We start from the raw sequence: 24,365 nt of genomic DNA, 5'->3' as shown, positions 1-24,365 counted from the left end.
TCGCCATTTCCGACGATCGAGGGCTTCCCTTGACCCACCAACATCTCGACGGCGAGATCCGCGACGGCCGCCACCACATGCAGGTGCGGGTCTACTACGAGGACACGGATTTCTCCGGAATCGTCTATCACGCCAACTACCTCCGCTTCATGGAGCGTGGCCGCACCAATCATCTGCGGCTGATGGGCGCCGAGCAGCACGCGCTGTTCGCAGAGGCAGAAAGCGAGATGCCGGGCTTCGCTTTCGTCGTGCGTTCGATGACGCTCGACTTCCTGCGGCCGGCGCGCATGGACGACGTGCTCGACGTCGTCACCTGGCCCGTGGCGGTGAAGGGCGCGTCGATCACGCTGGCGCAGGAGGTCAGGCGCGGCGAGGAGGTGCTCGTCAAGGCCGACGTGAGAGTCGCGTTCATCAGCGGCGGCAGGGCGCAGCCGATACCGAGAGCGCTGCGCGACCTGATGAAGGCGGACCTCGCATAAACTGGTGCTGACGGCCGGACGAGTGGAGGGATGAAGATGTGCCCGCCAGCGATCGCGACCTCGCCGCCGTCCAGTCGGTCACGCCATTTGCGCAGCGGATGCGGCGCGTGGCGGCGGATCACGCTGCGCTGATCCGCCCTACGGACTGCCGCTCAATCAAACCTTGGCCGGGGGCAATCGCGCGTCGAAACCGTCAGTATCGCCCGCCGCTGCGCTCTTGTTGCTTGATCCAATCCGACAGGGTTCGGGGCGTCGATCCCTGTCCGGGGCGCGATGGTTTCGCGGTGGCAGTCCTGTTGCTCCGGTTCGTCGTCTCCGTCGGCCCGCGCGGATGCGTCGCGGCATGGGCGCCCGGGACGCCTCTCGGCGCCGTGGCGAGCTTCTCCGCTTCCTCCTTCTCCAGCCGCAGCTTGCGCAGCCGCTCCATCTTCTCGCGCTCCGGATCGACGGGCGGCGGTGGCAGCTCGCGCTGGCGGGCTTCCTCGGCGGAGATCAGCAGACCCATGATGGCGCTTTCGCCGAGGGCCTTGCAGGCTTCGAGGCGGTGCAGACCTTCGATCAGGACAAAATGGTCCTTGTCGCGGCGGACGAGGATCGGCTCGCGCTGGCCGACCTCCAAAATGCTTTCGGCCAGCGCGTCGACCGCGTCCTGCTTCAGCGCCTTGCGCTTCCTGTCGGGGACGTGGATCTTGTCGATGGGGAAGCTTTCCGGTGCGGACACAGTCGAAACTCCGTCGTGGGCGCGCGCCGTCCAGCGCCAGGGTCGGAGGGGGCACGATCCCCCGATCCGCACGGCAGCGCGGAGCGGAGGCAGACCGGGCACGCGCGGCTACAATAGAGACATTCGCCATCTCGCCGCAAGGAGCGGGTGACGGGGCGGAATGTCTCCTGTCAGACGGCAAGGTGAATCATGCGACTGTGATGGGCGCCCCATCGGTCGCGCACGAAAGTCGCTTGCGCGTCAATTCATGCTGCTATGCTGCACCGCTCATACAGGAGGACGCCGCTCATGACGACACGCACGCTCGTTGCCGCGCTGGCCGGGATTGCCCTCGCGTTGCCCGCCGCTGCCCTCGCGCAGGAACCGCCGGTCGAGGAGCAGCTCGTCAATGCAATGAACAAGGTGTTCGGCGTGCACGCCGGCTTTCGCGCCAATCACGCCAAGGGCGTCGTGGTCGAGGGCAAGTTCAAGCCGTCGACCGAGGCGGCGACCTTGAGCAAGGCTTCGCTGTTCAGCGGCGGCGAAATTCCCGTGACGGTGCGGTTCTCGGACTCCACCGGCGTGCCGAACCTGCCGGACGGCTCCGGCGACGCCAATCCGCATGGCATGGCGGTGAAGTTTCATCTCGCCGACGGCAGCGACATGGACCTCGTGATCAACTCGCTGAAATTCTTCCCCGTCTCGACCGGCGCGGAGCTGCGCGATTTGTTCCTGGCGATCGCGGACTCTGGACCGAACGCGGCCAAGCCGACCAGGCTCGAGCAGTTCATCGCCAGCCATCCCTCGGTGCCGGCGGCGCTCGGTACCATCGCGACGCCGGACAGTCTTGCCGACGAGGCCTATTTCGGCGTCAACGCCTTCGTGCTCGTCAACAAGGCCGGCGAAAAGCAGGCGGTGCGCTGGCAGATGCTGCCGGAGAAGGTCGTGCATATCGACAAGGAGGACGCGGCGAAACGCGCGCCGGACTTCCTGATGGCCGAGCTGCCGGCGCGGCTGAAGCAGGGGCCGGTGACGTTCCGCTTCAAGGCGCAGCTCGCTGCGGCCGGCGACGACACCAAGGATCCGGCCAAGCCGTGGCCTGACGATCGCAAGCTGGTCGAGCTCGGCGTGCTGACGATCGACAAGGCGGTCGAAGACAGCGACGGGGCGCAGAAGAAGCTGCTGTTCCTGCCCGGCCAGCTCACCGACGGCGTCGAGGCGTCGGATGATCCGATGATCGACATCCGCAACGGCGCCTACGCCATCTCGTTCTCCCGGCGCAATCCGTGATGATGACGTGACGCGCGACGCGCGGTGCGGCGGATCAGGCTGCGCTGATCCGCCCGACGGGCCTCAGTCTGTCGTCGTGGCTGAGGCGAGCCCAGCCATGATGTTGCGCGCTGCGGGCGGCGCTTGTGCCGATGACCGGACGATTTGGCGGCGAGCTCAAATCCGTATTTCCGGTCGCGATCGGCCGTGACCTAGCTTCGTTCCATCCTGATCGCGATCCAGAACGAGCGGGAATGGGGTGCATCTGTGCGGAGTGCAGGATCGGATCGATGGATACGGTCGGGCCTTCGAGCCCGGCGAGCGAGCACGACACAACCGGCCGCAATTATGGATGCTTCGCGGCGCGCGATCCCGATGAGTTGCCGCAACGTTGACGAAGCCCGGCCTCATTCAGCGCGATTGCGACGGCATTCGCCGCTTTCTCTCCCGATCGATGACGTCGCACAAGCCGCGCGATAACGGCGAAACCAAGAGCAGGGGTTGTCGACACGCGTGGACAGCCGAGCGTCGGCGCGTCGAAGGCGATGGCGACCGTGCAGCCGATGTGCCGCCATGTTCGACGTGATGCAATCAGGGCGTGTTGTCGATGCGAAGGCCGACGATCGCGAGGTGCGCGCGATCAGGAAGCATGCCGTCGAGCGCGGCGTCGACGCGCTGCGCATCCAGTGAGTTCGGTGCGCACATTCATCTACTAATGAACTCATGAGCCGCGGCGGCATCGCGCATTGCGCTGTTTGTCGCAATCGTGTCGCGCGCTGCTTCTTTTCGCCGGAATCCTGCATCTTGCGTGCAACAGTCAAAGCTGAACTTCGATCGCGTCGGCGTCGCGATCTGCATTCCTTCCGAATGACATTTTTCAATTCAGTTCGCGACACAATCTCACCCTCCTGATGCGGCCGCCGTTTGTTGCGGCACGTGTTCAGGAGTTGTGAGTTCGATGCGTCGCGTATTTGGCGTGTGCCTTTGCCTATCTACTTTCGCAGGAAGTACGACATCGGTCTGGGCGACTGATCTCGCCCTGCCTCCCCCGCTCCCGCCGCCTGACGTCTTCGCCTACAGGTGGAGTGGCTGCCATGCCGGCGCGAACGCCGGGATGGCCTGGTCACGCCAGCAGCAGACGTGGACCCAGGTCGCCAATGCCGCCGCCGCGCCCGTTCAGCCTGTGCAGCAGCCGGTCGGCAATGCAAACAACCCGCCTGTGGTCAAGCCGCCTGTGGTCGCAAATCCAGCGCCAAACCCGCCGCCGCCGAACAACCCCGGCGGGAACAACGGCGGATGGAAGCCGCCGCCGCATAAGCCGCCGGGCAAGCCCCCGATCTGTGAGCGCAACGACAAGGGCTGGTGGCAGCCCGGCAAGCAGTATCATGGCGACAAGGATCACGACTGGCCGCACGACAAGCCGTCCTACAAGCCCGATCACGACGGTGGCCATCATTGGCCGCAGGTTGGATCGAAAGGCGGCGACAACAAGTCTTCCTGGCCGTCGGCGCCATCCAAGACCAAGGACGACAACTACAACGACGTCAAATATGGCAGCGGCTGGTTCGACAAGCCTCACGACGACGACCATGGCAAGTCGAGCGGCTGGTCGCAGCTCCATTCGAACGGTTACTCCGACAAATATACTTGGCTGCGACATGACCAGCAGAACGATCATGACAAGCCGGCCACCGGCTGGGGCGCGAAGAAGGACGACGGCTACGACAAGCCGCTTGGCTTCGGCTGGTCGAAGCAGCCGCTGAAGAGCGAACGTGACAGCTACGCCTGGCTGAAGCCGAATGACCGGAACGACGACAAGCATGGCGGCTACGGCTGGGGCGGCAAGCCGCACGACAATGATGACGGCAAGGGCGGCTATGGCGACAAGCAGCCCGACAAGGACCATTGGCAGCAGCACGGCGGCAACTACCATCATGGCGGATGGCCGCATCATCCGGACAAGCCCGGCTGGCCGCCGAAAAATCCACCCCCGAACAATGGCGGCGGCCAGCCGAACCCGCCGCCGCAGGGCAACAATGGCAATCCGCCGGCGCAGAACCCGCCGCCGGTGACCGGCGGCGGCAACGTGGCGCCGCTGCCCGTCGCGGCCGTGCAGATTCCGACCGCCGTCTCCAGCAATGGCAGCGACGTCGTCGGCGGCCTGCAGCTCGGTTGCGATTACCAGATGGACCGCTTCGTCGTCGGCATCCAGGCGATGGCCGATCTCGGCATCATCAACGCGTCGAGTCCGCTGGGGCCGGCGCTGACGATGAACACGCGGACCAGCAACCTCTACACCGCCACGGTGCGCGCAGGCTATCTGGTGACGCCTGAGATCCTGGCCTATGTGCGCGGTGGCGCGGCGTGGACGCGGACCAACGTTTCGGTCGTCAACACCGCCACCGGACAATCCGCCAGCGTGGCGTTCAACCGCAGCGGCTGGACGGTCGGCGCCGGCGTCGAGTGGATGTTCGCCCGCAACTGGTCGGCCTTCGCCGAATATGACTACGCCGATTTCGGCACCGCGACCGGCACGCTGCCGGGCGCCGCCGCGATCACAGGAGGACCGAACGTCGTCAGCCAGAAGACCCAGCTCCACACGGCGATGATCGGTGTCAACTACCGCTTCGAGATGCTGTCGCGCGGCGCCCGCTGAGGCCCGCGGCGGACGCCACGCCGCCGGTCACGCAACACAGCAAGGCCGCCTGGTTCGTCCAGGCGGCCTTTTCGGTTTTGTGGGCTGGTGCTCAGCTCGCGCGCACCGAGCTGAGGAACTTGCCGACGTCCTCCCTCAGGCGGCTACTGTCACGCGACAGGTGGGTGACCGATGACAGCTTGGTCAGCGTTCCTTGACGCCGGTCAAACCGCGGTGCTGTAGTTGCGCTAGTCTAAGCCGTGCCAACGCGGGGAAAGCCGGGAGGAGGGACATGGGGCGTTCGCCCGGGAATGCCCATTCGGATCGCGTCCTGGAGGCCTTGGCCAAGGGGGATGCCAAGGCTGACGGCAGAGCCGATAGCCGAGCCGACCGAGGTGCGCCGGCGGTCTCGGCGCTGGCGGCATCATGGCGCCGCTCCGGCTATCTCCATGCGCTCGATCCCGCCACGCCGAAGCTGCCAGCCCGCCTGACGGCAGCCGAGATCGCGGACGCGCGCGCCCGGCTCGGGCGGCTGCTCGCGATCGCACAGGCGAGCCTCGACCGGCTGTTCCTGGCGGTTGGGGGCGTCGGCTGCTCGGTGCTGCTCGCCGATGCCGACGGCACCGTGCTCGAGCGCCGCGGCGCCCGCGGGGACGACGCCACCTTCGAATCCTGGGGCCTGTGGACCGGCGCGGTGTGGAGCGAGCGGCACGAGGGCACCAATGCCATCGGCACCTGCCTGGTCGAGAAGCGGCCGCTGACCATCGACCGCGATCAGCACTACCTGTCACGCAACGCGCGGCTGTTCTGCACCACGGCGCCGATCTTCGACGAGCACGGCCAGCTCAAGGCCGCGCTCGACGTCTCCTCCTGTCGCGCCGATCTGACCGAGGGTTTCAGTCGGCTGATCGCGACCACCGTCGCGGATGCCGCGCGCCTGATCGAGGCGGAGAATTTCCGCCAGGCCTTTCCGCACGCCCGCATCGTGCTCACGCCGGACAGCGAGCGCGAGATCAACTCATTGCTGGCGGTCGATCGCAACGACCTCGTCGTCGGTGCCACACGGGCGGCGCGCCGTGCGCTCAACCTCTCTCCGTCCGCGCTGGCGCGTCCGGTGCCGGCCGGCGACCTGATCAAGGATGCAACCACCGGGGGCGACGACATTGACGCCGCCGAGCGTGCCGTTCTGAAGCGCGCGCTGGCGCGCGCCGGCGGCAACGTCTCGAAGGCGGCGAAGGAGCTCGACATGTCGCGCGCCACCCTGCACCGGAAGATGAAGCGGCTCGGGCTCGAGCGGTGAACGCGCCGCGGCTGTCGAATCGCAGCCAACATGTCGCAGAACTGCGACACTTCCTCGGACGCGCTCGTTGCGGCCTCTGGTCTGTCGCGCCGGTTTGATCGAGCCTCTCTCCAACGCCGTGTGCATCGGCGTGAATGGGAGAGAGAGATGACCAAGGTTGACGTCAATGCGGCGTTCAAGCCGCCTTTCGCTGCGCGTTACGACAACTTCATCGGCGGTGCCTGGAAGGCCCCCAACGCCGGCAAATATTTCGACAACATCTCGCCGATCACCGGCCAGCCGGTGTGCGAGATCGCGCGCTCCGATGCCTCCGATATCGAGGCCGCGCTCGACGCCGCGCATGCCGCCAAGGACGGCTGGGCCCGCGCCAGCGTCACCGAGCGCGCGATGGTCCTCAACAGGATCGCCGACCGCATGGAGGCCAATCTCGACAGGCTGGCGCTCGCCGAGACCTGGGACAACGGCAAGCCGATCCGCGAGACCACCGCGGCCGACATCCCGCTCGCCATCGATCACTTCCGCTATTTCGCCGGCGTGATCCGCGCGCAGGAAGGCTCGATCGCCGAGATCGACCACGACACCATCGCCTATCACTTCCACGAGCCGCTCGGCGTCGTCGGCCAGATCATTCCGTGGAATTTCCCGATCCTGATGGCGGCGTGGAAGCTCGCGCCCGCGCTCGCCGCGGGCAACTGCGTCGTGCTCAAGCCGGCCGAGCAGACCCCGGCCTCGATCCTCGTGCTGATGGAGATCGTCGGCGACCTGCTGCCGCCGGGCGTGCTCAACGTCGTCAACGGGTTCGGCTTAGAGGCGGGCAAGCCGCTGGCCTCCTCCAACCGCATCGCCAAGATCGCCTTCACCGGTGAGACCTCGACGGGGCGGCTGATCATGCAATACGCCTCGCAGAACCTGATCCCGGTCACGCTCGAGCTCGGCGGCAAGTCGCCCAACATCTTCTTCAAGGACGTCTGCGCCGAGGACGACGACTTCCTCGACAAGGCGATCGAGGGCTTCGTGATGTTCGCGCTCAACCAGGGCGAGGTCTGCACCTGCCCGAGCCGCGCGCTGATCCACGAATCGATCTATGAGCGCTTCATGGAGCGCGCGCTGCAGCGTGTCGGCGCGATCGTGCAGGGCAGCCCGCTCGATCCGGCGACCATGATCGGCGCGCAGGCCTCCGCCGAGCAGATGTCCAAGATCCTGTCCTACATCGACATCGGCAAGAACGAGGGCGCGCAGCTCCTGATCGGTGGCGAGCGCAACGTGCTCGGCGGCGATCTCGCCGGCGGCTACTACGTCAAGCCGACGGTGTTCAAGGGGCACAACAAGATGCGCGTGTTCCAGGAGGAGATCTTCGGCCCCGTGGTCTCGGTCACGACCTTCAAGACCGAGGACGAGGCGCTGGCGATCGCCAACGACACGCTCTACGGCCTCGGCGCCGGCGTGTGGAGCCGCGACGCCAACACCTGCTACCGCTTCGGCCGCAATATCCAGGCGGGGCGTGTCTGGACCAATTGCTATCACGCCTATCCGGCGCATGCGGCGTTCGGCGGCTACAAGCAGTCCGGCGTCGGTCGCGAGACCCACAAGGTCATGCTCGACCACTATCAGCAGACCAAGAACATGCTGGTCAGCTACAGCCCGAAGAAGCTCGGCTTCTTCTAAAGGCTGGGAGCCGGGCCGGTCGGGCATGAGCGCCCCGACCGGCTTGCTCTTTTGACGGCATGTCAGCCGGTCGCCCGAAAGCGTCCGGCTGGCTCGCGATCGTCACTCCAACCGCGCCAGCAGCGCATCGCGTGCCTCGGAAATGCGTCGATAAAGTTCATTGCTGCCGCCGGCGTCGGGATGCGCGGTCTTGGCCAGCCGCCGGAACGCAGCCTTGATGTCCGTAGCCGTCAGCATGCCCTGCAGGGGCAATTCAAGGACCTCGCGAAAGGCGTCGTCGTTCTGGTCGCGCGCGAGCTGATCCCACAAGGCGCGACGCGCGGCCCGCGCCTCGATCCGCAACGCATCCTGATCCTCGCGCCAGCGTCGTTGCGACATGACGAGGCAGGAGCCGAAGACGATGCGGCCGTGGGTCTCCAATTCGTCGAAGCTGAACGGCCCGACGACGTCATAGGGTGGCGCGAGCCGTGCGAGCCGTCCCGTTGCGCCGTCGGTGATGGAGCCGAGCCGGACCGTGTCGACGATCCCTATCGACCCATTCCAGATCACCCATTCGGCGGCGCTCGTCATGCTGCTGAACTCGTCGATACGGCCTCCCTCCGCAGCGCGGACAGGGGAGTGCCCGGCGTTGGTTCCCATCTTCGATGGGCCGATCAAGCCGGCGACCGGGCCTGCTTGACAGGACCGACGTCGACCTGAATCTCGCCGCCTTCGACCTGCAGCGGGTAGCCGTGCAGCGCGTTGCGGACGAGATGCGTGACGCACTTGCCGTTCACGCCGTCGAAGCCCCATTGATGGTGCGGGCAGGTGATGGTCTTGCCGTCGAACGTCGCCTCGGTCAGCGGCACGTCGGCATGCGGGCAGCGGCCGCGATAGGCCTTCAGCTCGCCGCCGTGAGGCCAGAGCAGCAGCACGCTCTTCTTGCCGACCTGGTACAGGCCCATGCCGCCTTCGGTCATGGCGCTTGTCGGACAGACTGCGGTGAAAGCCATCGGATCGCCTGCTGATTGGTGCCGTCAGGCAGGCTCACGCAAATTCCGGACCAGCGAAAAGCAGCAACAAACAGCGGGTCGTTGTCGCAAACGCGACACGCCGGTGGATGGCGCGGACCTATTTGCGGCCGAGCGCGGCGAGGAATTCCGCTTGGGGAATGAACAGACCCTGGGCGCGCGGACCAGGCCGCGGCCGAGGTCGCACAGCAGGTCGCCCTTGCCGAACAGGCGCTCTGCGCCGGGCTCGTCGAGCATTCACCGCATTGGCGACCTTGAGACGGACTTTCAAGGGCAGGTTCGTCGTTCCGGCCTTGATGTCGTCGCCGAGTTTGACGACGCCTGCGCCGTTCAGAACCTGATAGAGCGCGTCCAGCGGTTCGTTCCAAGAAGAACGCCGCCCGTGAGGGCGGCGTTGCCGGGGGGCTTGGTAGAAGCGAAGCGGCCGATTTCTACTCCTTGCGCTCGGAGGTCCAGCCCTTGTACTCGCCGACATTGTCGCGCGTGATCAGCTTGGACGGCAGCAGTTCGACGGTCGAGGCCGGCTTCTGGCCGTTGAGGATGTTGACGCCGATCTGCACGGCCCGGCGCGCCATGAAGAACGGGTCCTGCGAGGCCGAGGCCTGGATCTGCTGCGAGGCCGGATCCTTCAGCGCGGCTTCGATGTCCGGGGCGCCGTCGACCGCGGTGATGATGATGCCGGTGCGCTGCTGCTGACGCGCGGCAAGATCAGTGCCGATCGCCTGGGGATCGTTGATGGCGAAGATGGCGTCGATCTTCGGGAAGCGGGTGAGATAGCCCTGCGTCACCGTGAGGCCGCCCTCGCGCGAGCCCTTGCCGTCCTGGTCGCTGGAGAGAACCTTGATGCCGGGAGCCTTGGCGAACACGCTCTTGCAGCCGTTGACGCGGTCGATCACCGCCGACACCTGCGGCCCGTTCTCGATGATGACGTCGCCTTTGCCGCCGAGCTTGTCGACGATGTACTGGCACGAGATCTCGCCGGCCTGCACGTTGTTGGTCGTCACGGTGGCGTCGGCGCCCTCGGCCGCGGTGTCGACCGCAACGACGAGGATGCCGGCGGCCTGCGCCTTCTTGATGGCGGGGCCGATCGCCTTGGGATCTCCCGGGTTGAGCAGGATCATGTCGACGCCGGCGGCGATGAAATTGTCGATCTGGGTGACCTGCTTGCCGAGATCATATTCGAAGCCGACCGCGGTGATCTTGACGTTGGGATTGGTCTTCTTGGCTTCGAATTCGGCGCCCTTCGACAACGCGACGAAGAACGGGTTGCCGAGCGAGCCCAGCGACACGCCGATCGATTTCAGCTCCTTGGCCGATGACGGCGCGGAGCTCATCACGAGCGCCAGCGCGGCACCGGCTGATAACATCGACTTGACCATGTGTTTCCTCCCTGGTCCTTCCTGTTCGTCTACGCACGGCGGACCAGTGGCCGTGGAAGAATCCGTTGCGGCGGGCTCTGGTGATGCCCGCCATGTTGTCTCAGGTGCGGGCCGAGCCCTGCAGCCGGTAGCGGTCGAGCGCGACGGCGCCGATGATCACGAGGCCCTTGATGACGTATTGCCAGATGTCGGACACGCCGACCAGGATGAGCCCGTTCGACAACACCGCGATGATGAGGGCGCCGACCAAGGTGCCCCAGATCGAACCGATGCCGCCGACGAAGGACGTGCCGCCGAGAATGACCGCGGTGATGGCGTCGAGCTCATAGGACTGGCCGAGTTGCAGGCCGTTCGCCGCATAGAGCCGCGCCGCCTGCATGCCGCCGCCGAGGCCGGCGAGCAGGCCGGACATGCCGTAGACGAAGATCAGGACGGCCCAGACCTTGATGCCGGCGAGCCGAGCCGCGCTTTCATTGCCGCCGACGGCATAGATGTGCACGCCGAGCACGGTCCGGCGCAGGATCAGCCAGGAGCCCAGGATCACCAGCAGCGCAATCACCGACAGCCAGGGGATCGATACGACGCCGGGGATGATCGTCAGCGAGGCGTTGCCGATGAAGGCGTAGGGAATCGATGGGTTGAACACGGTGGTGTCGCCACCCATCAGGCGGGCGAGACCGCGCACCGCCGTGAGCGAGCCGAGTGTCACGATGAAGGGCGGCAGCCGCAACAGCGCGATCAGCGCGCCATTGACGACGCCGAAGGCGAGGCCCGTCAGCACCGCGGCCGGCAGCCACAGCGCGCCGAGATCGGGCATCTTCGACAGTGTCAGGCCGGCCATTGCAGCCGCGGCGAGGATCGAGCCGACCGACAAATCGATGCCGCCGGTCAGGATGACGAAGGTCATGCCGGCGGCGAGCACGGTATTCACCGCGGCCTGCTGCAGCACGATTCCGAGATTCTGTCCGGTGAAGAATCGTCCTTCGGACAGCATATGGAAGCCGACGCAGAGGATGAGCAGCACCGGCAGCATGCCGGCGGCGCGGATCATCAGCCGCAGCCGCTGCTGCTTGTTGTTCGATGCCGCGAGGCTCGGTGCCGGCGCGGCCTTGATCTGCGCTGGCGCGGGCTTGGCTTGAGCTTGGCTGTTGTCAGGCATCGACGTGCTCCGTCCCGGTGGCCAGCGCCATGATGTCTTCCTGGGTGATGGGTGATGTCGTGCTCTGCTGCAGGTCGCCGACCAGATGTCCCTCGCGCATCACCAGCACGCGGTCGCAGATGCCGAGAATCTCCGGCAGGTCGGACGAGATCACCAGGATTGCGGTGCCGGACTTGGCGAGATTGTCGATGATCGAGTAGATCTCGGACTTGGCGCCGACATCGACGCCGCGGGTCGGCTCGTCGAGGATCAGGACCTTCGGCGCGGTCGCGAGCAGGCGTGACAGCAGCACCTTCTGCTGATTGCCGCCCGACAGGCCGCCGACGGTGACGCCCGGATTGGGGGCGCGAATGCCCAGCGCGCTGAACGCCTCGTCGGCGCGTGCGCGCGCCTTGTCGCGGTCGAGAAGGCCGCCGAGCTTCGCGTCACGCCCGATCACGGCAAGGTTGATGTTGTCGGCGCAGGACATGTCGAGGAACAGCCCGAGCGCCTTCCTGTCCTCGGTCAGATAGGCGATGCCGGCATCGAGCGCGTCGCGCGGCGTGTCGATGCTGACCTCCTCGCCGTCGAGCTCGATGTGTCCCGTCGTCTTCGGCGCAGCCCCGATGATGAGATGCGCGAGCTCGGTGCGCCCGGCGCCGATCAGCCCGGCGAGGCCGACGACCTCGCCGGCGTGAACGGTCAGCGAGCAGTTCTTGACGCGATGGCCGTCGCCGAGATCGACGGCGCTGAGCACCGCGCGGTCACGCTTGGCGTGCGGGTCGTGGTCTTTCTTGTAGAATGACGACACGTCGCGACCGACCATCATGCGGACGATGCTGTCGGCGCGGATCTCCGGCTTGTCCAGCGACCCGACCAGCCGGCCATCGCGCAGCACGGTGACGCGGTCGCCGAGCGCATAGACCTCGTCCATGCGATGCGAGATGTAGATGATGGCGAGCCCTTCGGCGCGGAGCTGGCGGATCAGCGCGAACAGCTTCTCGCTTTCGCCGGCCGACAGCGAGGTGGTCGGCTCGTCCATGATCAGGATCTTGGATCGTGCATGCAGCGCGCGGGCGATCTCCACCAGCTGGCGCTGGCCCATCGACAACTCGGCCACCAAGGTGGAGGCTGTGAAATCGGCGCCGAGCCGGTCCAGGATCGGTCCAGCGCCCTCGCGCATGGTGCCGCGCGCGAGCAGGCCGCTCTGCGACAGCTCGCGGCCGAGATAGATGTTTTCGGCGACCGTCAGGTTCGGTGCCAGCGACAACTCCTGGTAGATGATCGAAATGCCGGCGTTGCGGCCGCCCATCGGCCCTTCGATGCGCACCGGCCGGCCCTCGATGCGGATCTCACCGCCGGGATCCGGGCGATAGGCGCCGGAGAGAATCTTCATCAGCGTGGATTTGCCGGCACCGTTTTCGCCCATCAGCGCATGGACTTCGCCAGCGTAGACGGTGAGGTCGACCTTGTGCAGGGCCTTGATGGTGAAGAATGACTTCGACACCCCGCGCATCTCGAGGATCGGACCGCTCATCGTGCCTCCCAATGCACGTCGTCTTGTCGTCCGCGGCTCGTTGATCGCTGGCGCGGGAAGCCATTAAACTAGAGGCTGTTGCCGAATACAATATGAAAGAGACGCCGCTGCAACACGTCGCGGCGACGGCAGCTCGGAGATGCGTTCAGCTCGGCCGACGATAGAGCTGTCGCCAGCGCGGCCGCCGCTCGGCATAGGCTGCCGACAGCGCGACGTCCGGAGCGAAGGTCCGCACGCGCGCCGGCGGCGTGCAGACCGCGCCGATGTCCTCGCCGGTGACGGCAAGACGTGCCAGCCGCGCCGCGCCGAAGGCGGCGCCGGTCTCGCCCTCGGCCAGCCGATGAACGGGAATGTCGAGGACATTCGCCAGGATCGCGAGCCAAAGGTCGGAGCGCGATCCGCCGCCGATCGCATCCGCCTCGGCAATCACAAGGCCGGTTTCCGTCAACGCGTCGCGGCAGTCGGCCAGGGCGAAGGCAACGCCCTCGAGCACCGCCTGAACGATGGCGTTGCGGTCGGTGGCATGGCTCAGGCCGTCGAGCAGGCCGCGGACATGGGGATCGTCATGCGGCGTCCGCTCGCCCGCAAGATAGGGCAGGAAGCTGACCGGCGATGGCATGGTGGGCCGCTTGCCCAGCGGCGCAAGCAGCTCGGTCTCGCTTGCGCCGAGCAGCCGCGCGACCCAGGCGAGGCATGAGGCCGCCGACAGCATCGCGCCGGCCTGCAGCCACATCGCTGGGATCGCATGACAGAAGGTGTGAACGACCCGCTCGGGATTGGCCGTGACGGTGTCGACCGGCGTGATCACGGCGCCGGACGTGCCGAGCGTGATGAACGTGGCGCCCGGCCTGACAGCACCGATGCCGACGGCGCCGGCCGGGTTGTCGCCGGCGCCGCCCGCGATGGTTGGGCGCTTCGTCATGCCCCAGCGTTCCGCGAGGTCGCTGCGCAACCGACCTGCCGGTGCGCAGCCTTCGACGAGGCGCGGCATCTGCGCACGCGTGAGGCGCGTGGCGGCAAGGCCCTCGTCCGACCAGTCGCGCCTGGTGACATCGAGCCAGAGCGAGCCGGACGCATCGGACATGTCCTCGATCGCCTCGCCCGACAGCACCAGCCGGACATAGGCCTTCGGCTGCAGAACCAGCCGCGTGGCCGCGAAAATCTCCGGCTCGTGCGCCTCGATCCACATGAGCTTCGGCGCGGCGAAGCCGGGCATCGCCTTGTTGCCGGTGATCTTGCGCAAAGCGGGCCAGCGCTGCTCCAGCGCGACACATTCGCGCTCCGACCGGCCATCGTTCCAGAGAATGCACGGCCGCAACGGATTCATGGCGGTATCGAGCAGTACCGGGCCATGCATCTGGCCCGACAGGCCGATGGCTTCCACCGCCGCCACCGCGCCGGGATGATCGACCTTGAGCGCATCGAGCGTGGCGAACACCGCGGCGATCCATGCGGCGGGGTCCTGCTCGGCCCAGCCCGGTCGCGGCACGTCCATCGTCAAGGCGTGGCTGCGGCTCGTAACGACGCGCTGCGCAGCATCGACGATGATCGTCTTGACCGCGGATGTTCCAAGATCGATGCCGAGATACATGACGCCTCACGCCTGCGTGCGCAATGACGGATATGGAGTGGAGCGATACCAGACTCCTGATAGCCTTGTCATCCGAACGCGAGTCATCGCAGCGCGCCGAGGCGAGATCATTTTCAAGGAGTCGAGACATGGAGCCATCTGACCAACCAGCCGAACGGGCGTCGCGTCTCGTCGGACACTACGCGCTGGTGACGGGCGCGGCGCAAGGCATCGGCCGCGCGATCGCGGTGCGGTTCGCCGAGGAGGGCGCGCATGTCGCGATCAATTTCGGTGGTCCGTCGCCGTCCGGCGACGAAACCCTGGCGCTGGTGCAGGCGGCCTCCGCCGCGCACGGTCACGGCGCACGTGATCATTTCGCCGTGAAGGCCGACATCGGCGTCGAGGCCGAGATCGCTGAGATGTTCGAGACGGTGCTGACGCGGTGGCCCAGGCTCGACTGCCTGGTCAACAATGCCGGCTTCCAGCGGGAATCGCCCAGCGAGGCGCTCGACGTCGACACGTATCGCAAGATTCTCGAGGTCAACCTCAACGGCGCCGTGCTCTGCGCGCGTCACGCGCTGGCGCATTTCGTCGCGCGCGGCGGCGGCAACATCATCAACACCTCGAGCGTGCACCAGATCATTCCGAAGCCGGGCTATCTCGCATATTCGATCAGCAAGAGCGCGATGGCGGGCCTCACGCGGACCCTGGCGCTCGAATTCGCCGGGCGCGGCATCCGCGTCAATTCGGTCGGGCCCGGTGCGGTCGACACGCCGATCAACGCGGCCTGGACCGGGGACCCGGTGAAGCGCGCCGCGGTCGAGTCTCATATTCCGATGGGGCGGGTGGCGAGCCCGGAAGAGATCGCCGGCGTGTTCGCCTTTCTCGCCTCGGCCGAGGCGAGCTACATCACCGGGCAGACGATCTATGCGTGCGGCGGCATTACGCTGTTCGGCGAATTCCGAGACAATTGGGCGAGCTGATCCGGCGCCAGCATCGGTCTTGCGCGCCGTGCGCTTGCCATCATTCGCATTGTCGTCGTCGTGGTGAGGTTCTCTTAAGCATCCGCCGCGCATGGCAGCCCTTCGCGGGTGCAGCGAGATTTCGTTAAGGCGTGGGTACGAGAGTGCGCGCGCCTGGCGAACTGGAATTGCGATGCATCGATTGGACCCGGACATTCGTCGCGATCTCGCGCATCTGCTGTACAGCTCGATGCCGCTGGTCGGGACGATCTCGGCCGCCGCCGTCGTGATCGGCAGCGTGATGGCCTGGGTTGCGCGCGATCCGGGCTACGCCGCGATCACGGTGGTGCTGCTGGTGATCGGTGCCCTTCGTGTGATCAAGCTGCGGATGTTCGCCGCGCGCTTCGATCGGCTCGATCACGATGGCATCATTCGCTGGGAACGCCTCTACGGCCTCGGCGCCGCCGCCTTCGGTCTGGCCGTCGGTGCGTTGTCGGCACGCGCGTTTCAGATCGGCGACGGGCCCGGCATCTGGATGTGCTTCGGCCTGTCGATGGCCTTCTGTGTCGGCATCGTGTCGCGCGTCAGCCCATGGATCGTCATGACCTCCTCGGCGGTGCTGCTGATTCCGACCGTGGTGGCCTGCCTGATGCAGCCCGAGCCGGTGTACCGGATGGGCGCCGGCATGGTGGTGCTGTTCTGGATCACGCTGCGCGGAACGTCCTATCGACTCACGGCCGCCTTCACCGAGCGGATCACGGCGCAGCAGGCGCTGGCGCGGCAGGCGCTGCGCGATTTCCTCACCGGCCTGCCGAATCGCGCCGCGTTCATCGCCGCACTCGGCCGTTGCGATCGCCCCGTCGCCATCATCGCGGTCGATCTCGACGGTTTCAAGCTCGTCAACGACCAGTTCGGCCATCAAGCCGGTGACGAGCTGCTGTGCCAGGTCGGCGCACGCCTGCAGGATTGCCTCGGCGAAGCCGGCCTGGCGGCGCGGTTCGGCGGTGACGAATTCATGCTGCTGCTGCCTGCGGTGGGACGTGACGCCGCGCTCGTGCTGGCGCAAGCCGCGGTGACGGCGCTGTCGCAACCGTTTGTCTTGACCGGAATGCGCGTTCAGATCAGTGCCAGCGCCGGCATTCTGGTTACCGATGATCGGCAGGCCGACACGGAGTCTCTGCTCGACCAGGCCGATCGCGCGCTCTATGCGGCCAAGCGCGCCGGCGGCCAGCGATGGTGCTGGGCTGACGAGCACATCGCCGTTGCCGTCACATGCACGGCGAGCAGCGAGGCGCCGACGCTGGCGCTCGCGGACTAGCAGCATGCCTGACCGTTCCATGCGGACGCTGGCAAGGTCGGACCGCGGCCGCTAGTGTGGTCGGCAGAAGCCGACGAACGGCATGATGTCAGGAGGAGCGGCCGATGCGGAGCATCAGGATCGGCGCCGGAGCGGGCTATTCCGGTGACCGGATCGAGCCGGCCGTGGAGCTCGCGGCGAAGGGCGGCCTGGACTATCTCGTGTTCGAGTGCCTGGCGGAGCGCACGATCGCGCTGGCGCAGCAGGTGCGCATGAAGGATCCGGCTGCCGGCTATGATCCGCTGCTGGCGGCGCGCATGCAGGCCGTGCTGCCGATCTGCCGCGCCAACAACGTCCGTATCGTCACCAACATGGGCGCGGCAAATCCAATCGCCGCGGCCGAAGCCACCCGCGCCATGGCGCGCCAGCTCGGACTGACGGGGCTGAAGATCGCGGCCGTGACCGGTGACGATGTTCTGGAGGCGTTGAAGACAGCGGATGTCGTGCTCGACACCGGCGACACGATCCGGGCCCTCGGCAATCGGGTCGTCTCGGCCAACGCCTATGTCGGGGCGGGCGCGATCGCGGAGGCGCTCGCGGCCGGCGCGGATGTCGTGATCACCGGGCGCGCCGCCGACCCGGCGCTCTTTCTCGGACCTCTGATCCACGAGTTCGGCTGGGCCCTGGATGATTGGGACCGGCTCGGGCAGGGCACCGTCGTCGGTCATCTGCTCGAATGCGCCGGACAGATCACCGGCGGCTATTTTGCTGATCCCGGACTCAAGGACGTTCCCGATCTCGCCCGGCTCGGCTTTCCGATCGGCGAGGTGCGCGAGGATGGCGAATTGATCGTGACCAAGGTCGCGGGCTCCGGCGGCTGCGTCACGCCGGCGACAGTGAAGGAGCAGCTGCTGTACGAGATCCATGATCCCCAGCAATATTTCCAACCCGACGTCGTGGCGGATTTCTCGCAGGTGACCGTCGAGGAGCTTGGTCCGGACCGGGTCAGGGTGGTCGGCGGCCGCGGCCGGCCGAAGACGGGACTGTTGAAGACCTCGGTGGGCTATCTCGATAGCTATGTCGGCGAGGGGCAGATCTCCTATGCCGGCCCTGGCGCAGTCGCGCGTGGCCGCCTCGCGCTCGATATCGTCCGTGAGCGCCTCGCACTCATCGGCGTGGCGACGAGCGAGCTGCGCTGCGACCTGATCGGGATGAATGCGCTGCATGGCGACGATCGCGGACAAGTCGCCGAGCCCTACGAGGTGCGCGTTCGTGTCGCCGGGCGGACCGAGACGATGGCGGAGGCGGTCCGCATCGGCAACGAGGTCGAGACGCTCTACACCAATGGCCCGGCCGGCGGCGGCGGCGCCTGGAAATCGGCGCGCGAGGTGATCGCCGTCGCTTCCTGTCTCGTTCCCGAGGACGTGCCGCAGCTCTGCGTCGGCATGCTGGTGGCTTGAGCTTTCGAGGGCTTCACGGATCGCTCCCGGCAGCGCAAGCTGGTGGTCATGGTTGCGATGCCTGAGAACAGCGAGAATTCAGTCCATGTATGACGTCATTGTCGTCGGCGGCGGCTCGGCGGGAGCGGCCGTCGCTGCGCGCCTGTCGGAAGACTCCCAGACGCGGGTCCTGCTGCTGGAAGCCGGCGCCGACTGGCGCGCGGACGACGCGCCGTGGGAGATCGTGACGCCCAATCCGATTCCGATCATCCATGATCGCGCCTTCCAGGAGAAATGGCAGTGGCCGCAGCTGATGTCCCGCCGCGTCGCCGGGCAGGACATGCGCTTCTACTGGCGTGGCAAAGGGCTGGGCGGCAGCTCGATGATGAACGGCCAGATCGCGATCCGCGGTGTGGCCGATGCGTTCGACGAATGGGCGGCCAATGGCTGTACGGGATGGTCAGCCAAGGAGGTCATGCCGCTGTTCTCGGTGATCGAGGACGATCTCGCGCTTGGCGATCGCGAGGGGCACGGTCGCGGCGGCCCGCTTCCGGTCTACCGCGCACCGCCTGACAAATGGGGCCCGATCGACCGCGGCTTGCGCGATGCTGCGCTGGCGAGCGGCTATCCCTGGTGCGACGATCTCAACGGGCCCGACGGCGAAGGCGTCGCCTGCTATCCGATCAACAGCCGCAACGGCCGCCGTATTTCCACCAATGAGGGTTATCTCGAGCCGGCCCGCGGCCGTTCGAACCTCGAGATTCGCGGACGGGCGCTGGTCGATCGGCTGCTGATCAGCGACGGCAGGGCGACCGGCGTGCGCGTCCACATCGAAGGTGAAGGCGTGAAAAACGTCGCGGCGCGCGAGGTCGTGCTGTGCGCCGGCGCCATCCACAGCCCCGCAATCCTGCTGCGCTCCGGGATCGGCCCCGCGGCGGATCTGCAGGCGATGGGGCTTGCCGTCGTGCGCGATCTTCCCGTCGGCCGGCACTTCTTCGATCACCCGCTGTTCCGCACCACCATTCAGTTGCGTGAGGAGCTGCGTCCGACCGATCGCGATACGCGCCATACCAATTGCTGCGTCACTTACTCATCGGGCCTTGCCGGCGGCGGCAAGCGCGACATGATCCTGATCGCGTTCAATCACCGCGGCATCGGGATCCCCGGCGCGATCGGCGCCGGCCTGTTCAACGCCTTCTCACGGGGCACGCTCAAGCTCGCCTCGGCCGATCCGAGCGACGATCCGATCGTCGAGGAGAACATGCTGGCTGATCCGCGCGACATCGCGCGGATGCGCGACGCGGTGAAGCGGCTGGCGCTGATCACGGTGCAGCCGGCGCTGCGCGACATCGCCGACTGGATTCGCCTCGGCGATACGGAGCTCACGCTGCCGCAGGCGGCGGCGCTGCCCGATGCCGAGCTCGACGCGCTGCTGCGCCAGGTCACCGGCGACATCCAGCACGCCGCGGGGAGCTGCCGCATGAGCGGCTTCAACGATGACGATGGCGTGGTCAATCCGGATGGCACCGCGAAGGGGATCGCGGGGCTTCGCGTCGCCGACGCCTCGATCATGCCGTCCGACTGTCGCGCCAACACCCACTTGACGACGGTGGTGATCGGCGAGGCGATCGCGCGGATGATGCGAACGAGCCGATAGGCGCTACGCGATCGCGAAGCGAAGCCCGGCGCGGGCGCGCCCGCCGGAGATCGCGACCGGGGTGCCGTCGGCGCGCCAGCACGCGGCCCCCGTCAGCGTGCCGTCGTCGCCGAACGCAATCGCATTCATGCCGCCGGCCACGACCGGCTCGCGCCTGATCTCGTGGCCGCGTGCGGCGAGCTCCCGCGCCACATGGTCGGGAAACGCCGGCTCGAGCTCGAGCACGCCGCCCTGCGTCCAGAGCCGCGGCGCCTCCACCGCCTCCTGCAGCGACATGCCGTGGTCGATCAGGTTGACCAGCGCCTGGAAGGCCGAGGGAAAGATGCGCAAGCCGCCGGGCAGGCCGAGCGCATAGCGCAAGCGGCCGTCGCGCAGCGCCATCATCGGCGCCATCGAGGTGAAGACGCGCTTGCCCGGCTGGATCGACAGCGCGCGGCCCGGATGCGGATCGAAATTGTACATGTAGTTGTTGGCGGTCATGCCGGTGCCCGGGATCTGCACGCAGGCGCCGAACAGGCCGTTGATGGTCTGGGTCGCCGCGACGACGTTGCCCTCGGCATCGGCGACCGTGACATGGGTGGTGTTGGCGGACTCCGTCGGCGCAAGGCCCGGGCCGAAACTTCGGGCCCGGCTCATGTCGATCTGCGCCCGCCGCTCCGCGGCATAGACCTTCGACGTCAGCCGCTCGACCGGCACGTCGACGAAAGCGGGATCGGCGGTGGCGACCGCGCGGTCGGCGAAGGCGATCTTCAGCGCTTCGGCGAGCAGATGCACGCCATCGGCCGAACCGAAGCCGAGCCCGCCGACGTCGAAGCCTTCGAGGATGTTCAGCATCTGCACGATATGCACGCCGCTGGAAGACGGCGGCGGCGGGCCGATGATCTCATGGCCGCGATAGAAGCCGCGGATCGGCGCGCGCTCGGTCACGCGGTACGCGGCGAGATCCGCTGCATCGATCAAGCCGCCGTTCTCCGCCATGTAGCTGGCCAGCGCGGCACCGAGCGCTCCGCCGTAGAGCGCCCCGGGTCCCTGGTCCGCGATCAGATGCAGCGATGCCGCGTAGTCGCTCTGGATGACGCGCGTGCCGGCCTTCACCGGCGCGCCGCCGGGCAGGAACAGCGCGGCGAGACGCGGATCGCGCGCGAGATCGCTCGCGACCAGTCGCACGCAGTCGTTGAGATAGGGGCTCGCGATGAAGCCATGCTCGGCGAGCCGGATTGCCGGTGCCATGACCTCGACCAGCGGCAGCCGGCCGTAGCGTTCCAGCGCCTCGCACCATCCCTTCAATGCGCCGGGGACGGCCACGGCGCGTGCGCCGACGACGTTGCGACGGTCACGGGTCTCGCGCGCCAGCGCGATCTCGTCGGAGACCGGATCGTACATGCCGGGGTCAGCGCGCGACGGCGCGGTGCTCAGGCCGTCGAGTACGACGTGGCGGCCGTCGGCGAGGCGGATGTGCGATAGGCCGCCACCGAGAATTCCGACCATCATCGGCTCGACCACGGTGAGCGCAAACAGGGAAGCGACCGCGGCATCGATCGCATTGCCGTCGCGTATCAGCATCTCGGCGCCGGCGCTGGAGGCGAGCGGATGGTTGGTGACGACCATCCCGCGCGAGCCGGTCGCCGGCTGCTTCTCGCAGGTGAAGTCGGCGATGCGCCGTGTGGGCGAAGCCATTCGGGTCTCCTCTGTCGAACGGCGGATGCCGAGAGGTCGTCTTTCGCAATCCTGACCGATCCCTTGCGCAAGGGGAAGAGCGGCGCCCCAGTTCGACGAACTGATAAGTGCGTCACGCATGGCTCGGAGAGCATCGATCTCTCCCGCCGCGTTCTCATCGCCGCGCATCTGTGTTAGGCCTGCGCGCAGTTCCACTTTGCGAGCCCAGCTGATTCATGCCTCACTACGATCTGATCATTCGCGGCGGCCGCGTGCTCGACCCCGAAACGCAACTCGACGTCACCGCCGACGTCGCGATCAAGGATGGCGCGATTGCCGCCGTCGGCGACGTCACCGGAGCGGCGGATCAGGTCATCGATGCGGCCGGCCTTGCCGTCGTGCCCGGCTTCATCGATCTGCACGCGCACGGCCAGTCGCTCCCGGCGGACCGCATGCAGGCGTTCGACGGCGTCACCACGACGCTCGAGCTCGAGATCGGCGTCATGCCGGTGGCACGATGGTATGACGAGCAGGCGGCGATCGGCCGCCTTCTCAACTATGGCGCCGCTTCTGGCTGGGTGTTCGCGCGCATCGCGACGATGACGACGCAGCAGACCGCATCCAGCATCGCCGGCATGGGCGAGGCGATGCGCGACAAGCGCTGGGTCGAGGAGGTCGCGACTGCGGCCGAGACCGCGGAGATCGTCGAGCGCACCCGGCAGGGGCTGGAGCAGGGCGGCCTTGGCATCGCCTTCCCGAATGCGTATGCGCCCGGCACCGGCATGAAGGAGCTGTCGGAGCTGTGCAGCCTGGCTGCCAAGCAGAACGTGCCGACCTATACGCACATTGCCTACATGTCGAATGTCGATCCGCGCAGCTCGGTCGACGCCTATACGCGGCTGATCGGGCTTGCCGGCTCGACCGGTGCCCACATGCACATCTGCCATTTCAACAGCACCAGCCTGCAGGATGTCGAGCGCTGCGCCGAGCTGGTGCAGACCGCGCAGGCGCAGGGCCTCAAAGTCACGACTGAAGCCTATCCCTACGGGACCGGCTCGACGGTGGTCGGCGCCGGCTTCTTCGCCGATCCGGCGTTCTGCCAGCGCATGGGCACCGGCTATGACGCGATCGAGATGGTCGCCGAGCGTCATCGTCTCGGCAGCCGCGACGAATTGCTCGCGCGGCAGCAGGAAGATCCCGGCGCATTGGTGCTGATCCATTTCCTCGATGTCGCCGTCAACCAGCGCCACCGCGACCTGCTCGACGTCTCTGTGCTGTTTCCAGGGGGCGCCATCGCGTCGGACGCGATGCCGTGGATCCTGTCCAACGGCACGGACTACACCGGCGACGCCTGGCCGTTGCCGGACGACGCAGTGTCGCATCCGCGCTCGTCGGCGACGTTCACAAAATTCCTGCGCGAATGGGTGCTGGACCGCAAGGCGGTGCCGCTGATGGAGGGCCTCGCCAAGTGCACGCTGATCCCGGCCCGGATTCTGGAACCATCGACGCCCGCGATGCGAAAGAAGGGACGGCTGCAGGCCGGCTGCGACGCCGACATCGCGGTGCTCGATCTCGCCAGCCTGCGCGACCGCGCCGACTTCCTCAACATGAACCGGCCGTCCGAGGGCGTGCGGCATCTGCTCGTCCATGGCCGCGCCGTCATCGCAAATGGTGATCTTGTTCGCGATGTCAGGCCGGGACAGGCGGTGCGCCGTCCGATCCTGTCATGATCGTCCCGGTCCTGCTGGTTGCCGGATCGCTCGGCGCCGGCAAGACGACCCTGCTCAATCATCTGCTCGCCAATCCGGACGGGCGGCGCATCGCCGCCATCGTCAACGACTTCGGCACGGTCGACATCGACGCCCAACTGCTCGGCACTGTGACGGAGGAGGTGATCAGCCTGAAGAACGGCTGCATCTGCTGCTCGCTGCAGGGCGACCTGCTGCGCACGCTGTCGTCGGTCATCAAGCGCGATCCGGCCCCGGATGCGATTGCGATCGAGACCTCGGGCATTTCCGATCCGGCCGAGATCATTCGCAACCTGATGGATCCCGTGATCTTCAAGGTCGCGCCGCTCGAGACCGTGGTCACGCTGGTCGATCCGCAGCGGCTGCGCGACGATCCTGAGATCGAGCACGACGCGCTGTGGCGCTCGCAGCTGCGCGCCGCCGATTTCGTGCTGCTGAGCAAGGCCGACCTGCTCGACCGCGCCGCCCTCGACGAGGTCCGCGCCGTCGTGGGCCGCACCAAGCCGCAATCGGCGATCTTCGAGACCGCCCATGGCATCGTCGCGCCGGACCTGCTGTTCAGCCGCGACATTTGCGCGCCGCGAGAGCTGCCCAAGCAGGTGCCGACGATGTCGCAACCTTTCGCAACCCTGACCTGGACCTCCCGTGCTCCGCTGTCGCTGGCCCGCTTTCAGCAGGTGATCGGAAAACTCGCGCCGCGCACGCTGCGCATCAAGGGCATCCTGCTGTTCACCGACCATCCGGGACAGCCGATCCTGTTTCAGTCGGTGGCGACGCGCGGCACGTTGGCGCCATCGCCAGTGCCGCCCGCGGACGGCCTCACGGCCCAACTCGTGCTGATCGGACGCGAAGGTGAGCTCGACGCCGCCGAGATCGACGTACTGCTGCGCGAGATGGTCGTCGTTTGAGATCGAAGGGCGCGGG

General features: G+C 67.0%; 19 protein-coding genes. 11 read left to right on the top strand and 8 right to left on the bottom strand.

The annotated features are described in order from the left end of the window. The first annotated feature begins 29 nt into the window (after positions 1–29). Positions 30–479: a tol-pal system-associated acyl-CoA thioesterase gene (gene ybgC, locus QX126_RS21685; RefSeq protein ID WP_315734369.1), complete on the top strand. Its 450-nt coding sequence runs from the start codon at positions 30–32 to the stop codon at positions 477–479. 193 nt (positions 480–672) lie between these two features. Here the strand turns inward: ybgC and QX126_RS21680 are convergent, their stop codons facing one another. After that, a complete protein-coding gene (locus QX126_RS21680; protein ID WP_315775402.1) occupies positions 673–1,200 on the bottom strand; it encodes a ParB N-terminal domain-containing protein in 528 nt (175 codons plus the stop codon). A 288-nt stretch (positions 1,201–1,488) separates the two neighbouring features. Between QX126_RS21680 and QX126_RS21675 the strand changes: the two genes are divergently transcribed. The 4 genes from QX126_RS21675 to adh all read left to right on the top strand — a co-directional run bounded on the left by QX126_RS21675 (position 1,489) and on the right by adh (position 8,048). Then, on the top strand, positions 1,489–2,469 hold the full coding sequence (locus tag QX126_RS21675) for a catalase family peroxidase (RefSeq protein WP_315783560.1): 981 nt from the start codon (positions 1,489–1,491) through the stop codon (positions 2,467–2,469). Between the two features lie 1,093 nt (positions 2,470–3,562). Next, positions 3,563–5,104: an outer membrane protein gene (locus tag QX126_RS21670; protein ID WP_315783557.1), complete on the top strand. Its 1,542-nt coding sequence runs from the start codon at positions 3,563–3,565 to the stop codon at positions 5,102–5,104. 271 nt (positions 5,105–5,375) lie between these two features. Further along, a complete protein-coding gene (locus QX126_RS21665) occupies positions 5,376–6,383 on the top strand; it encodes a helix-turn-helix domain-containing protein (protein ID WP_315783555.1) in 1,008 nt (335 codons plus the stop codon). Positions 6,384–6,530: 147 nt separating this feature from the next. Beyond that, the gene (gene adh, locus QX126_RS21660; RefSeq protein WP_315783553.1) at positions 6,531–8,048 is read left to right on the top strand and encodes an aldehyde dehydrogenase; all 1,518 of its coding nucleotides are present in this window, start codon (positions 6,531–6,533) and stop codon (positions 8,046–8,048) included. Positions 8,049–8,150: 102 nt separating this feature from the next. Here adh and QX126_RS21655 read toward each other — a convergent pair whose 3' ends face one another. The 6 genes from QX126_RS21655 to xylB all read right to left on the bottom strand — a co-directional run bounded on the left by QX126_RS21655 (position 8,151) and on the right by xylB (position 14,703). Then, positions 8,151–8,618, bottom strand: a complete 468-nt coding sequence (locus QX126_RS21655) for a J domain-containing protein (protein ID WP_315783551.1) — start codon at positions 8,616–8,618, stop codon at positions 8,151–8,153. Positions 8,619–8,701: 83 nt separating this feature from the next. Further along, entirely contained in the window at positions 8,702–9,040 is a 339-nt protein-coding gene (locus QX126_RS21650) for a Rieske 2Fe-2S domain-containing protein (protein WP_315734353.1), read from the bottom strand. 449 nt (positions 9,041–9,489) lie between these two features. After that, positions 9,490–10,437 (bottom strand): ABC transporter substrate-binding protein, encoded by a 948-nt coding sequence (locus QX126_RS21645; RefSeq protein WP_315734349.1) that lies wholly within the window; start codon positions 10,435–10,437, stop codon positions 9,490–9,492. 100 nt (positions 10,438–10,537) lie between these two features. Then, the gene (locus QX126_RS21640; RefSeq protein ID WP_315783549.1) at positions 10,538–11,596 is read right to left on the bottom strand and encodes an ABC transporter permease subunit; all 1,059 of its coding nucleotides are present in this window, start codon (positions 11,594–11,596) and stop codon (positions 10,538–10,540) included. After that, complete coding sequence (locus QX126_RS21635) at positions 11,589–13,112, bottom strand: sugar ABC transporter ATP-binding protein (protein ID WP_315783547.1); 1,524 nt, start codon at positions 13,110–13,112, stop codon at positions 11,589–11,591. The genes QX126_RS21640 and QX126_RS21635 overlap by 8 nt, the downstream gene beginning before the upstream one ends. Positions 13,113–13,257: 145 nt before the next feature. Beyond that, positions 13,258–14,703, bottom strand: coding sequence for a xylulokinase (gene xylB / locus QX126_RS21630; protein ID WP_315783545.1), 1,446 nt, complete (start codon positions 14,701–14,703; stop codon positions 13,258–13,260). A gap of 128 nt (positions 14,704–14,831) precedes the next feature. Here xylB and QX126_RS21625 point away from each other — a divergent pair, with 128 nt between their 5' ends. From QX126_RS21625 to QX126_RS21610, 4 genes are all read left to right on the top strand, one after another. Next, positions 14,832–15,665, top strand: a complete 834-nt coding sequence (locus QX126_RS21625) for an SDR family oxidoreductase (RefSeq protein ID WP_315783542.1) — start codon at positions 14,832–14,834, stop codon at positions 15,663–15,665. Positions 15,666–15,837: 172 nt separating this feature from the next. Next, complete coding sequence (locus QX126_RS21620; RefSeq protein ID WP_315783540.1) at positions 15,838–16,962, top strand: GGDEF domain-containing protein; 1,125 nt, start codon at positions 15,838–15,840, stop codon at positions 16,960–16,962. Positions 16,963–17,066: 104 nt separating this feature from the next. Further along, entirely contained in the window at positions 17,067–18,401 is a 1,335-nt protein-coding gene (locus tag QX126_RS21615) for an acyclic terpene utilization AtuA family protein (protein WP_315783538.1), read from the top strand. An 85-nt stretch (positions 18,402–18,486) separates the two neighbouring features. Next, positions 18,487–20,037 carry a GMC family oxidoreductase gene (locus QX126_RS21610; RefSeq protein WP_315783536.1) on the top strand — a complete coding sequence of 517 codons (1,551 nt, stop codon included), beginning with the start codon at positions 18,487–18,489 and terminating at the stop codon, positions 20,035–20,037. A 3-nt stretch (positions 20,038–20,040) separates the two neighbouring features. Here the strand turns inward: QX126_RS21610 and ggt are convergent, their stop codons facing one another. Next, positions 20,041–21,714, bottom strand: a complete 1,674-nt coding sequence (gene ggt / locus QX126_RS21605; RefSeq protein ID WP_315783534.1) for a gamma-glutamyltransferase — start codon at positions 21,712–21,714, stop codon at positions 20,041–20,043. A 215-nt stretch (positions 21,715–21,929) separates the two neighbouring features. On the opposite strand from ggt, the gene QX126_RS21600 reads away from it, so the two are divergent. Continuing rightward, entirely contained in the window at positions 21,930–23,423 is a 1,494-nt protein-coding gene (locus tag QX126_RS21600) for an amidohydrolase family protein (protein ID WP_315775389.1), read from the top strand. Beyond that, entirely contained in the window at positions 23,420–24,349 is a 930-nt protein-coding gene (locus tag QX126_RS21595; RefSeq protein WP_315783533.1) for a GTP-binding protein, read from the top strand. The genes QX126_RS21600 and QX126_RS21595 overlap by 4 nt, the downstream gene beginning before the upstream one ends. The last annotated feature ends 16 nt before the right edge of the window (positions 24,350–24,365 follow it).

The sequence above is a fragment of the Bradyrhizobium sp. SZCCHNPS1003 genome (genome assembly GCF_032381555.1).
Taxonomy (GTDB): Bacteria; Pseudomonadota; Alphaproteobacteria; order Rhizobiales; family Xanthobacteraceae; genus Bradyrhizobium.
Note: the sequence above shows the minus strand (reverse complement) of the source record. Positions and strands in the feature narration are given on the sequence as shown.